At 38.7% G+C, this 13,774-nt stretch carries 8 protein-coding genes; 6 read left to right on the top strand and 2 right to left on the bottom strand.

The genetic code is table 11. The annotated features are described in order from the left end of the window. The first annotated feature begins 23 nt into the window (after positions 1 to 23). Genes N3I35_15800 through N3I35_15790 form a run of 3 tightly spaced genes read left to right on the top strand, consistent with a single transcriptional unit; the run spans position 24 to position 4,832 of the window. Positions 24 to 2,255 carry a TOMM precursor leader peptide-binding protein gene (locus tag N3I35_15800; protein ID MCX8131543.1) on the top strand — a complete coding sequence of 744 codons (2,232 nt, stop codon included), beginning with the start codon at positions 24 to 26 and terminating at the stop codon, positions 2,253 to 2,255. A gap of 14 nt (positions 2,256 to 2,269) precedes the next feature. After that, complete coding sequence (locus tag N3I35_15795) at positions 2,270 to 3,667, top strand: SagB family peptide dehydrogenase (protein MCX8131542.1); 1,398 nt, start codon at positions 2,270 to 2,272, stop codon at positions 3,665 to 3,667. 1 nt (position 3,668) lies between these two features. Then, entirely contained in the window at positions 3,669 to 4,832 is a 1,164-nt protein-coding gene (locus N3I35_15790) for a U32 family peptidase (protein MCX8131541.1), read from the top strand. A gap of 96 nt (positions 4,833 to 4,928) precedes the next feature. Here the strand turns inward: N3I35_15790 and N3I35_15785 are convergent, their stop codons facing one another. Both N3I35_15785 and N3I35_15780 read right to left on the bottom strand, forming a co-directional pair. Then, the gene (locus tag N3I35_15785; GenBank protein ID MCX8131540.1) at positions 4,929 to 6,674 is read right to left on the bottom strand and encodes an ankyrin repeat domain-containing protein; all 1,746 of its coding nucleotides are present in this window, start codon (positions 6,672 to 6,674) and stop codon (positions 4,929 to 4,931) included. 52 nt (positions 6,675 to 6,726) lie between these two features. Further along, positions 6,727 to 7,971, bottom strand: a complete 1,245-nt coding sequence (locus tag N3I35_15780) for a DUF4474 domain-containing protein (GenBank protein ID MCX8131539.1) — start codon at positions 7,969 to 7,971, stop codon at positions 6,727 to 6,729. 362 nt (positions 7,972 to 8,333) lie between these two features. On the opposite strand from N3I35_15780, the gene sigI reads away from it, so the two are divergent. The 3 genes from sigI (at position 8,334) to N3I35_15765 (ending at position 13,649) form a co-directional block, all read left to right on the top strand. After that, positions 8,334 to 9,101, top strand: a complete 768-nt coding sequence (gene sigI / locus N3I35_15775) for an RNA polymerase sigma-I factor (GenBank protein MCX8131538.1) — start codon at positions 8,334 to 8,336, stop codon at positions 9,099 to 9,101. 5 nt (positions 9,102 to 9,106) lie between these two features. Then, positions 9,107 to 10,567, top strand: a complete 1,461-nt coding sequence (locus tag N3I35_15770) for an anti-sigma factor domain-containing protein (protein ID MCX8131537.1) — start codon at positions 9,107 to 9,109, stop codon at positions 10,565 to 10,567. 196 nt (positions 10,568 to 10,763) lie between these two features. Then, positions 10,764 to 13,649 (top strand): glycosyl hydrolase family 18 protein, encoded by a 2,886-nt coding sequence (locus N3I35_15765; GenBank protein MCX8131536.1) that lies wholly within the window; start codon positions 10,764 to 10,766, stop codon positions 13,647 to 13,649. The last annotated feature ends 125 nt before the right edge of the window (positions 13,650 to 13,774 follow it).

Here is a 13,774-nt window from a genome sequence, read left to right as displayed (position 1 = left end):
ATCAAAAAGAAAAGGTGTGCAAAATGTCTGACAACATAATAATAAATCCGCGGTTTACATATGGTTTTGTTGAGGATGCCATTATTCTATATTCTGAAAGGAAAAATATAATTTTGTCAAATCCCAAGATATGTCATATATTATCCAGAATATCTGAGGGGGTTTCAAATGACAATGACTTGATTGATGCATTAGAAAGCAGCATTTCGGCAGCGGAGGTGATTTTTTTTCTTAGAGAGCTGGAAAAAAGCAATATTATCACAAGAAATTGCTGTGAATATACAAAAGAGGAGGCAGCATTCTGGGGAGAATTGGAGATGTCACCTGCAAAGTTACACAGTATCCTTAATGAAAATACTGTTTCTATCAGGGCAATCAATTATGGAGGGAGTATTGAAGAATTCTACAGCTCTTTTGAAAAAAACAAGATCAGGGTAAGCAGTTCCGGTATGTTGGATATTATTGTTACAGACGATTATGAGTCACCGGAACTCTCTGAAATAAACAAAGATGCGCTAAAGGCCGGAAAAAGATGGATGCTTGTTAAGCCGTCAGGAACGATTATCTGGATCGGACCTGTTTTTGAACCGGCTAAAACGGGATGCTGGAAGTGTCTGGAGCAGAGGGTATCTCTAAACAAAAGCATACATACTTTTGTAAGAGGTATTAGAGGTGAAAGTACCTATAGCCAGGCATTGCCGTCAGCAGCATCAGGGCTTCGGATTGCAGCGGATATTACTTCTCTTGAAGTAGCTAAATTATTGTATTTCAATGAGAGTAAAAATCTGGAGGGAAAGCTGCTGTCTTTTGATACAGACAATCTTTCCATGAATACCCATACACTGGTAAAAAGGCCTCAATGTGCAGAATGCGGTGATCCCAAGACAATACACCAAATCCAGAATAAAGCAGTTCTGCTGGACAGGGAAGATAACTGCAATCTCTCATATGATGGAGGCTTCAGAACATCTACTCCTGAGAGTACTATAGAAAAATATAGACATCATGTCAGCCCGATAACAGGAGTGGTACAGACTCTGGAGCAAATACCTGACCAAAAGGATTCCCCTGTTTATAATTATTACTCAGGTGCAAACACGGCGTTAAAGAGCAAAAGCCTATATTGGCTCAATAACCATATAAGAAGCTTTAGCGGGGGGAAAGGTAAGAATCATTCACAAGCAAAGGCAGGAGCGCTATGTGAAGCAATCGAAAGGTACAGCTGCTCATTCCAGGGAGAAGAGGAAGTTATAAATGCAACATATGAAGAACTTGGTGGGAGAGCAATTCATCCTTATAATTGCCTGAATTTCAGTAAAAAACAGTATCAAATGCGAGCACAGCTGAATGCGGAATGTAGCAAGTACTATTTCATGATTCCCGGGGAATTTGACGAGAAGGAGAGTATTGACTGGACCAGGGTTTTATTGCTCGGAAGTGAGGATTACAAGTATTTACCCGCAAATTATTGCTATTACCAATATCCTGTAAAAGACGAATTAAAGCGTTTTTGTTATCCCGATTCAAATGGAAATGCAGCAGGTAATACTATAGAGGAAGCAATACTTCAGGGTTTACTGGAATTGATAGAGAGAGATAGCGTAGCAATCTGGTGGTACAATATGCTGAACTGCCCTGAAGTGGATATAAAAAGCTTTGATGACAGCTATTTCAACCAGCTTATTGAATATTACAAGACAATGGGCCGATCTTTGTATGTGCTCGATCTGAACTTTGATCTGAACATACCTTGTTTTGCTGCTGTTTCATGTGATAAAGAAGGCAAAAAGCCTTTGATCGGTTTCGGAGCACACACAGATGCAAGAATTGCACTTGAAAGAGCTTTGATTGAGCTGAACCAATTTCTGCCGATACTTTATGACGGCCGTTACTCGAAGGATCCTGCAATTTCAAGCTGGCTGGATATGGCTACAATTGACAACCAGCCATATCTGATACCGCTTTCAGGCATAAAGAAGTCAAGCAGTGATTACGGTGTAGTTTGTAAACCATCTATTATAGAATCTATTAAGTACTGTCAGCACAGACTGAAGGATGAAGGAATGGACGTGTATTTTCTGAACATAACAAAACCTGATATAGGACTGCCGGTAGCTAAGGTGATTGTCCCCGGGTTGAGGCATTTTTGGAAGCGCCTTGGTCCAGGTAGATTGTACGAAGTGCCGGTAAAAATGAAAATATTAAAGCAGAAGAAAGAAGAAGAGGAGTTGAATCCGATTTCGGTTTTCTTTTAGGAGAGGGTTAGTTTATGAAGTTTTTGGAGGTATTGCAGAGTTTGGGATGCAATATAGGGCTAAACAAAAAAGCATGGGTAGAAGAATCAGATGATGAAAGTGTATACATATGCAAAACTGACAACAGAATAAAGCTGTCAAAGGAATTTTTGATTTTAAAGCCTTATATAATGCAAATCAGCCAGTCACCGGCAGCCTTTTCAGCTATTACCGATAAAATCCTTGAGAATCATTCTTTTATGGTTTTGCCATTGTTTTATTCATTGATTGCATTTTTAGATGCAAAAGGCCTGCTTACCTATAGTATTCCTGGAATTTTAGATGTAAATATGCTGTCTGAATATACTTTCAGAACAGAAAAGAATATTGAAGCCGATACAGAGTACAAGCTGTCCAGATTTACTTTTATTCGCAGAGAAAAGGGTGGAATACGGATGGAGACAGCCTTAAACCCTGTTATAGTAAAAGTATATGACATCGGATTGATTAATATCCTGTTTGACCCTGATGGAATTAATTTGGTGAAGGATACTTACGGTAATGACCGGAATGGAAGCAAAATTCAAGCTGCATTGAGGCTACTGTACATGTTTTTGTTTGTTTCTGACAGTAATGAAGAGGATGACAGCCTAAGGCAATGGGAATTTCATGACCTTTTGCTGCATGGGCGCAGCAGATACGGGCGACATACAAAAGATTACGGAGCCACCTATAGATTTCAGAAAACAATCAAATGTCTTCCGCCTGTTAAGGAGCCACCTGTGGATGTAGTGCCGGTAATGCTCTATAAGCCCGATATAGAAGCTGTAAAGACTCAGGGATCTTCTTTTTTTGATGTTATAGAAAAAAGGTATTCTGCGAGAAAGTTTGAGTCGAAGCCTATTACCTTGAAACAGTTGGGTAAGCTTTTATACCTGACATCAAGGGTAAAGTCCTTTGGTTTCGATACTTTCCATGAAATAAGCAAGAGACCTTACCCAAGCGGCGGAAGTATTTATGAGCTCGAAATATATATAACGGCTTTAAACTGTGATGGTTTGGCTAAGGGCTTGTATTATTATGATCCGGTCAAGCATTCTTTGTATATTATTTCAGAAATAACGCCCCATGTGCAAAAAATGGTTTTAAATGCCCAAGGGGCTTCGAAGTGTAAGGAACTTCAAGTTTTATTGACGATTTCTGCACGTTTTCCGAGGGTTTCGTGGAAATATGAAGCAATTGCTTATTCTCTGATACTGAAAAATACAGGCGTTTTGCTTCAGAATATCAGTCTGGCAGCAACAGCGATGGATATTGGAAGTTGTATTCTGGGTTCGGGAGATTCGGATGCACTATCGGAGGTACTGGGTAAAAAATTTTACGAAGAAGCTGCAGTGGGAGAGATGATATTGGGAACAATTAGGGGGGAATAAAATGCCATTTTCTCTATCGACAAACTTTGATCACAACCTTATTACACAGGTGAAAAATTTTGATATAAAAAAAATTTATGGAAAGTTATCAAGGGATATATTTGGAGGAGGCAGATCCTCTGTGTTGCTTCCTGAAGTGAGCAGGAAGCATATAAAAGAACATGTTGAGATAGCCCATAAAAATGGAATAGAGTTTGATTATCTGCTCAATTCTACATGCATAAACAACATTGAACACACAAAGGCAGGATTGAAAGCAGTATATGAAGAACTCGAATGGCTCAGGTCCATAAAGGTAGACTGGATAACTGTTTCTATACCATTCCTTATAGAAATTATCAAAAAAGCAGCTCCTGAAATAAAAATAGGACTTTCTGTTTCTGCACATGTTGATTCTTTAGAAAAGGCGAGACACTTTGAACGGATGGGAGTTGACGAAATAACACTGCCTGAATCGCTAAACAGGAACTTTGGGCTGCTTAAAAAGATCAGCAAAAACATAAACTGCGATATAAGATTGATCGCAACAAACAGTTGTGTCATTGGGTGTCCGTATAAGAAATATCATGGCAATTACTTAAGCCATACTTCACAAAGTAACAATAATGCAAGCAGTCAACTCCTTGTGGATATGTGTTATTTGAAATGCACAAGGTATATTCTGGAAAACCCTGTAGAGCTGATAAAAGCCTGCTGGATAAGACCGGAAGATTTGCAGTATTATGAGGATATAGGCATAAAAAATTTCAAGCTTACTGAAAGAAACAAGAACACACCGGCTCTGCTAAAAACTGCATCAGCTTATTATAACAGAAGCTATGACGGATATTTGTCTGATTTGCTGAGTCTTGCAGACAGCAGCCATTTTCTTTCACCAAATTTTCAGGTTATTTTTGAATCCGGCATGTTCAGCAATAGCTCTTATATGGATGCAATTAAGCTTTATTCATATAGAAAATTCAAGATAAGAAATCAGGCGCTCAATGGATTTCTTGAGTTTTTCGTAAATGAAGAGATTGATTGTCTGAATAGAAACTGTGGCTCTGAATGCCGGTATTGCTATAAATATATAAATGATTGTCTTGAAATAAATGAGGAAGAAAACCGAATCGCAATGGGTGAAATTGATAGCTATTTCAAAGATTTTTATGATGTTGAAGAATAAAATACACAGAAGCTATAAAGCAACTTAAATAGACATATTGAGGGACTGGAAACAAAACCCTGTAGCTTCACCACATCATAAACTTGTTGCAGGATATCACTCAAGGGCGGCTTCCAGTATATCAATGATATCATTGTATTTGTTTGCTTTAGCTATATCTAACGCTGTATACCCGCTGCCGTCTTTAATGCATGTATTTGCTCCATGATTCAGCAATACCTTTACATTTTCAGTCCGGCCGTTTGACACTGCTCGCATCAAGGCAGTCTGACCATTCTGATTTCTGTAATCTATATTTACGTGTTTTTGCAGAAGATATTCCAGAATATTACTGCTTCCGCAGCCGGCAGTAGTAATAATTACAGTATCCATACCCAAACGCTGGTTTTGGTATTCCAGGTCAGCTCCATGCTCTACCAATAATTTTACAATATCGAAATTACCCCTTGCTACAGCTTTCATTAAAGAAGATTCACCTCTCAGGCCTGCTTTTTCTCCGGCGGTTGATATAGCTGTTGCATTAACATCAGCACCATTATTAATCAGATACTCTACAATGTCTTTATTTCCATACCCTGAAGCGATATTTAAGGGCTTCCCGTCCCCGGTTTTACCATTAATGGCAGCGCCGGTTTCTACCAGAAGCTTAACTGCATCAAGATTTCCTGACAGGCAGCTGTTTTCCAGTGGAATCATAGCCATACTGGATTCAATATCAGGATATGCTCCGCTATCCAAAAAGTATTTAAGTGCCTCAAGTCGGTCATTATCCGTTGCCGCAGCCATTGCTTTTCCTGTAGTGTCATTGTTCAAAGGATATCCTGCGGATGTTATCAGATTCATCATTTTTATGTTGTTGTTTCGGGCTGCTTCATATAGCAAATCTTTTTCGCCGGCAAAACCATATGGGCTAAGATCCGCCCCTTTATTTATCAGGTATTCGGCTACCTCGTAATGATTATTTCTAACTGCTGAGATTAATGCTTTGTCGTTGTCATAATTCTTAGACTCAATTCCTATACCTTTGCTTAATAAGTATTTCACCATTTCCAGCTGTCCGTATTCCGAAGCTTTTATCAGCAGAGTATTATTCCGAATATCACAGGTATCCAGAACAAGTCCTTTTTCTTCAAGGAGCTTCATTATCTCCACTCTTCCCGATACAGCAGTATAAAACAAAACCTGTTGAGCATACTCACCGGTAATTTCATCTGTAAAGGAGAGCAGGTCTGCTATAGCTGAATTTCCAAGTATAGCAGCTTCCAGCAGTGGATCAAGCTCAGATTTATAACCTTCCTTTATCAAAGCTTCCAGAATTTTCTTAATAATTCCATAGCGCAATATTCCATTACCTATTGTATTAACTTTGATTGCAGCTTTAAAAGTTTCCGGTCTTATCAGGGCTCCGTTATCAAGAAGTAAAGCTATTACACAATTGATCTCTTTCTCTGTACGGTTGCTTTGTACTGCATATTCCAGGGCAGTATTCCCTTCTTTGTCGGTTTTATCAACTTTGGCTCCATGCGTTATAAGAAGTTCACAAAAATGTACATTAGAATCGTATGCGGCAGACATTAACAGTGAAATGCCGTTACTGTCAGAATGGTTTGGGTCAGCGCCGCGTCTTATCAAATGTTCGGCTATTCTGTGCCTGTTGCTGTCTAGTGCAATCCTGACCGGATTTGACTCAGGATTGCATATTCCGCTTATTATATCTATATTGGCCCCATCTTCCAAGGCTTCATTTATCTGTTCGAGATTATCCGTTTTTATTCCGGCATACAGTTTCATTTCACTAAAATTACCATCTCCTGGACATGATGAGAGAACGAATCCTATCACAGTTAATACCCCCACTGAAACCATTATTTTGTTTACTTTTACAGATAGTAAATCACTTAAAAGCAGAAGTTATAATGGACTTGAAATAATTTATTAGGTTATCGTATGCTGCTTCTACTTCCTTTGAACCTTTCTTAACCAGGTTTTCCTGTATAAGATTCGGGTCATTACTGCTCATTTTAAGGTATTGCTTAAGGGTGTTGTAGCTTTCTATATAAGATTTATTGTTCCTTTGAATGCTTTCTGAGTGCTCTGCCCTTGAATCCGTTTGCTTCGAATAGGGTTTGCCGAATACAAAATTTACTGTAGTATCATTCCAGCTGACTCCGCTTTTGTAGCCTACATTCCTTAAACCCTCAACAAATGCTTTGCGCATAGCTTCATCTTCCAGAGTGATACTTATGTCCATTGTTAACTCATTGGTAGGATCTCCTGTAAATTCACCCCACTTAAAACCTGTCAACCACCAGTGTTTTTCTACTGCACTTGTTTTTTCAATGTCCGAATTTCTATGAAAAAGTTCTTTACCATTCTTAAATAATGTAAATGACATTTTCAGCAGTTCTTTATCACTTACGCAGTCAAAAAACCTGCCCATTGCAACGTCACGGACATCAACTTTGCCTTCGTCCCTGTTATATATTCCGATCTCTGCACCGGTTTCCATACCATACTGGCCTTTCCACAATTCTATCATCCAATCTTTCCCATCATAATTAAAATAAATGGGCTCACAATCTATTATGGCATTCATTGCCTGTGGTGCTGCTTTATCGTAAAATTCTGCATACCCGCCAATTCTTTGAAAAGGATGCATTTTTGAGAATATTATGTCCTGAACGGGATCGTATAAAAATCCGGCAGCTACAACCACTTCTGACAATAAGCTGGTAGGCCTCCAGTCTGTATATTTGCCATCTTCTTCAGGATCAAATTTGAACTTCATATCCTGTGCACCGCTATAAAATGTTTCTATAGATTGCCTTAGACCATCAACAGGCTTTTGGATTTTTTCAAGCCAGCTATCGATACTTTTTTCTTCTATATTCTCCAACCCCAGACGCTTTTTTGCATCAGTCAGCAGTCCTATAGCCTGCCTGTAGCCTATAGAGCTTTGAAGCCGCATGAATTCTTCAAGGGTCAGAGTATCCGGATCGTCATAAATAAGCTGAATCAGTTTTGATATGTCTGTTGTTCTTACATCAGATTTTTGTGCAGCTGCTTTTTGAGGTATGCTTTTACTACCTCCTCCGGAACTCTGCTCTTCTTTCTTTTTAACTGCTGTTCTCGTTTGCATTTTACTGCCACCCCTTTAGAATTCAGTCATATTTTAGCTGATTATTGATGATTTTCTTCTGGTGTTTTCTTTATTGAACCTTGGAGGAATTTGATTTCTTATCTGCTAAATTACAGACTAGGGGGCATTTATCAGTTTTGACATAGAAAACCCACCTTGTAATATTATGGAATAATAATATCACAGGAGAGTAAGAAATACAACACCAAGAGTGGACGTACGATGGTTTGTAGACAAACAGATTGTATAAACCTAAATGCTGTGATTTGTTTTATTAATTTGTTTAATAAAGATGAAAAATCAGATAAATATCTTCATAAAAATCATATAATTGTAAATTTATGTTTTCTGATGTAAAATAAATGAATAATGTAAACTACAAAAAAAGGATGGACAAATTGACACTTTTTGGTTTCTTTAAAAGAGAGAGTCATAGAGACTCAGAAGGGGAAGTTGTAACTAAAATTCAAAGTGGTGATATAAATCTCAGAGAAGATTTTATCAGCAGGTATAAGACATTTATAGTTAAAACTGTCGCCCGTGTCACAGGTAAATATGTTGATATTGAAGCCTCTGAAGAATACAGTATAGGCTTGATTGCTTTTAATGAAGCGATAAATAAGTATGACGCATCAAAAAACAGCAGTTTCCTGCATTTTGCCGACCTTTTAATAAACCGCAGGCTTATAGACTATATAAGAAGTAACAAAAAAAATAGAAACATATTGCCGTTTACGTATTTTGAAGATGATATACATAGCTTTGAGGAACAATATCTAAAAGAAAACGACAATTTGGCATATAATATCGAAATAAAGGAAGAGATACTTATATTTAAAGAACGTCTTGCCGACTTTGGGATTTCCTTTAACGATCTTGCGAAATACATACCAAAACATATCGATTCAAAAAGGCTTTGTATGAAAATAGCAAATACGATAGTTGGCAACCGTGAAATTTACGAAAAAATGATGCGTACCGGAAACATACCGATAACTGATCTGATAAAGCTTTTAGATGTACACAGGGTGACAATAGACAGAAACAGGAAATTTATAATAACATTGTGTCTCATAATGAAAAGTGAGCTTGAAGTAATAAAAGGTTACATTAATTTTTTTGAAAGGTGATAGATTTGATTAAAATCGGCACTATAATGGAAATTGAAAAAAGCCGTGTTCTTGTAATGACCATAGATTTCAATATGGTTTTTGTAAGAAGAAAAGCTGAGATGTTTGTAGGACAGCAGATATCCTTTACTGAAAAGGATATTTTGAACAGGAGCAAAAACATACCCAGATATCTAGCGTTTGCTGCAAGTATTGCTGCTGTGATTGCTATAGCTTTTATTTGGTATTTTAGCATGCCTTTTAAAGGACTTTCAAATCAGATATATGCATATATAGATGTGGACATTAATCCCAGTCTTGAACTTTCAGTCAACGAAAAAAACATGATTATTGACATATATCCTTTAAATTCTGATGCGGAAAAATTAGTGCAGAAGATTGAAATCAAAGGTATGGCTGTTAATAAAGGCATTGAGCTTATTGTTCAAAAATCCAGGGAAATGGGGTATCTGCTGCCGAAAGACCCCAAAAGTGTTTTATTGATTACAGGAACTTTAAATTCCAAAGGGAACAAGGTTAACGGAAATCAAAAGAATGAGGACAAAAAGCTTGACGAATTATTGGAGACTTTTTACAGCACAAACGGCACAAACAAGGATTTGTTGATAAAAGTAGTTAAGGTTGACCCTGCTGTGAAAGAACAGGCGGATGCCAACGGAATATCTACCGGAAGGCAGATTTTGCTGATTAAAGCCAGAGAAAAAGGGGTAGATATTTCACTTGATGATGTAAAAAATAATAAGGTTTCTACACTTCTGGATAGATTATTAGGTGAGATAGACGGAGAGCCTCAAACAGACAGCCTGAATCCTGATACCGGTACATCTGCACCTTCGGGGAAGGCAGCATTACCTGTACAAAAGCAGGCTCCTGTAAAAAATGCCGGTGAAGGTAGTAAAAATGTTCAGAGCAAGGAACAAGATATACCTAAATCCTCCGGGAATGAAACAAAAACTGCAGGAAAAGTCTCTGGGAATAGTACTGTCCAGACTAAACCAGAATCAAACACTTCTGCTAAAATTAAAATACGTTATTTCAATGCAAAGAAAACTGTTGGGGATGTCATGCAGATTAACCCTGAATTTCAGGTGGTAAACAACAGTGATGAAATAATTGATTTAAAGGATGTAAAATTCAGGTATTATTTTACCATAGACGGTGAAGAAGATCAGACTTTTAGCTGCTGGGCAACTATTGGAAAGGAAAAGGTAGAAGGTAAATTTGTAAAGATGGAAAGTTCTAAAGACAAGGCCGATTATTATCTCGAAGTATCATTTACTGGAGGAACGTGCGCTCCTGGTTCATCGGTTGAAATATACTCGTGGTTTAATAAAGCGAAATGGACCATATACAAGCAGGATAATGACTATTCATATAACCCTGAATTTGAAGACGGGCACTTTACAGACTGGAATAAGGTAACTGCGTATTACAAGGGCAAACTTGTATGGGGTATTGAACCATAGAGAGGGCTTTGAAATTTAGTTTTAGGCTGCTCTTTTCACTGGCTGTCTTACAATAATGCTCAGTAAATGCTACTGTTGATTTGTACTTCCTACGAAAAATGAGATCCGACTATCTAAAAAAACACTTAGTTTACGTATAGTAATATGTGATCACATATCAAAGTTAACTCTATAATAATGTAGGAGGTATCGAAACGTGAAAAAGGTTGTATTTAAACTATTTTCAATAGTTTTATGTTTTTTTGTGCTGGCTTTATCACTTCCTATTGATTCAGCTGCATTAGTTTCAAACAGTAGCAGAGCCGGAGAAAAACCGGGTGCAATAATTGCAGATCATAATTCTGTCGATATAAGCAAAGTACCATCGGATATTTTCCTTAAGGCAAGATCCAGATCTATTTTTTTTGGGCATGCTTCTCATGGCGAGCAGCTTGTGTATGGGGCTGCAAGTTTGAATGAAACTGGTCTGAAAGGCAACGATAAGGATATATTTAATGCAAAGCAGTATTATTATTTGCCTTATGTTGTAGATAATGCAAACAAATCTGACCGCAAGGAGCTCCTGATGTACTTTGGCGTGGGTGCAATTCCGGGGAAGTATGTGGAAATAGGTCCGTGGGCTGATAAAATAAGAGCAGGGCTTGCTAAGAAAGACAGCAAGGGGAGACCTGTGTTTGATACGGCAATGTTTACAGGGTGCTACGATTTTTTTAGTTCATCTGAAAGAGTAATAAAAGCATATCTGGATACTATGAACAAGCTTGAAGAAGAGTTTCCGGATATAAAATTCATATATATGACAGGCAATAATGACGGACAAGGTATCAGCGGAGTTTCAAACAGGAACAATGATCTGATACGCGATTATTGCACTAAAAATAACAAAATTTTATTTGATTTTGCCGATATTGAATCTCATGATCCTGATGGAAACAGTTATCTTGAAAAAAAGGTAAATGAGAATGGCACATATTATTCAAGTCCAGATGCATCATATCCCGGTGATAAGAATTGGATGGATGATTGGGGAAAGGCGCATCGGGACAGTCTGCTGCTTCATAAGGCGTCAACTTCATACTGTTCGCATACAAAGCCGTTAAGTGCAAATATGAAAGGCCGTGCGTTGTGGTGGATCTTATCCAGGATTTCTGCCGGCGAATGGGATACAACTCAACCTATTTCGGTTACAGTGTCTCCTACAACAGTATCACTAAAGGCAGGAGAATCAAAGCAGTTTACTGCATTGGTAACCAACTCAACCGGTACTGCTGTGACCTGGTCGGTACAGGAGGGGGCAAGCGGGGGTATTGTTAGTAGTAGCGGTATGTATACTGCTCCAAGGACTCCGGGTGTGTACCATGTAATTGCTAAAAGCTGTACAGATCCCGCAAAGAGTGCAACAGCCACAGTAACTGTAACCAGTATCGATCCGGTAACACCATCAGGTGCTAATTGGGTGAATGGTTACTATGTAGCATACCAGAATGATTTGTTGCCGCCTGAGAAAATTGATTGGAGCGGTCTTACCCACATAACGATGGGACGAATAAAAGCCAATTCCAATGGTACACTGGATCACAATTTTGATATAGGTGCTCCGGCAGGACCTAGTTTGGCACGAAAAATTGCTGAATTAGCCCATCAAAACAAAGTTAAGGCCATCTTAATGCTTGGAGGAGACGACAACGGAACAAGTATTCGGGGGGCTGTCCGTAATCATAGAGCACTGTTCATCTCAAATCTTGTAAAAGCCATGAATGATTATGGATACGATGGAATTGACCTTGATTGGGAGAATGATTTAGACTGGGATCTCTTTATTACATTTGCAAAAGAACTCAGGGCGGCTGCGCCTGGAAAAATCATAACGATGCCATGTGGTGCAATAAATATGAACTACCAGCAGGTTGAACCCAAAATTGTTGAGATTGCAAAGTATGTAGACCAGCTAAACATTATGTCTTATTATCCTTGTACCGCTTGGGCTGGATCAGGTTGGTACTCATGGCATACAAGTCCTCTCAAAGGTGCAAAACCCAACACACCTGTAAGTATTGAGGATTCTCTTAATCGGTACGCAAAGGCGGGAATTCCTAAAAAGAAGCTGGGAATGGGAATAGGTTTCTACGCAATTGGCTATAAAGGCGGCATTACTGCTCCCAATCAGCCCACCGACGGACTTGGTGATATTATTGCAGGTGGTGACAACCATTATTCATTATCCAGGCTTTTTGGGGACGGAGGAGCTTATTCGGAAAAATACAGAAAATGGGATTCTGCTGCAATGTGTTCTTATCTTAGTATTCCGGAACCTGAAGAACCAGACAGCTTTGGCAGTCGATACATTTCATTTGAAGATGAACAATCCATTATCGAGAAGGGGAAGTTCTGCCGTGAAAATGGTTATGGTGGAACAATAATCTGGACTATAAACCAGGGTTATGTAAAAACCCATTCCAACCCGAATTTCTTGATGCAAGCTTTAAGAAAGGGATTTATTGATCCGGATTTCAGTCAGGCAGTTGCTGTTTCAGCGTCTCCGCAAAATGTATGGGTGAAGCCCGGAAAAACAGTGCAGTTCAAATCCTTTGTCACAGGGACAGCCAATAAAGCGGTAACCTGGTCGATAAAGGAAACAAATGGGGGAAGTATAGATCGAAATGGGCTTTACACGGCTCCTTCAAGTATTGTAAACGGGCAGACCAAAATTCACGTTGTTGTTACAAGTAATGCCGACCCGACTAAAAGTGCTTCGGTGAATGTGGTTGTAACCAATGATACCGGTTGGGATCCGGGTCTGTCACTGCATAACTGTGCTGAATGGTGGAAAGAAGTCAGTGCAAACGACCTGAAAACAGAATCTGTTTACATAGAATACAAAGGTGCTAAAACCAAGATGTGGGAACATGGCACGGTTTATCCGAATAAACCCAATTTCGCTGTAACAGTCCAGGTGAAAGATGGTGAGAAGATAAGGTTATACGCCTACTCGAGTGACGGAAGAACGGCGAAAACGGAAGAAATAACATTTATCTCTGGAAGCGGGCCGTTCAGTTGTCCTATTGAGGGTCCTATTGACTAAAGTTAAGTGATAAATGGGGATGATTTTCTGTCCCCATTTATTATTGGCATAATAATTCGCCAGGTGTAATAATAAAATAAGGTGGTAAATGGAAAATAAAGAAACACAAGATACCGGTACCGGAT

It is taken from the genome of Clostridia bacterium (assembly GCA_026414765.1).
Lineage (GTDB): Bacteria > Bacillota > Clostridia > Acetivibrionales > DSM-27016 > SKW86.
Note: the sequence above shows the minus strand (reverse complement) of the source record. Positions and strands in the feature narration are given on the sequence as shown.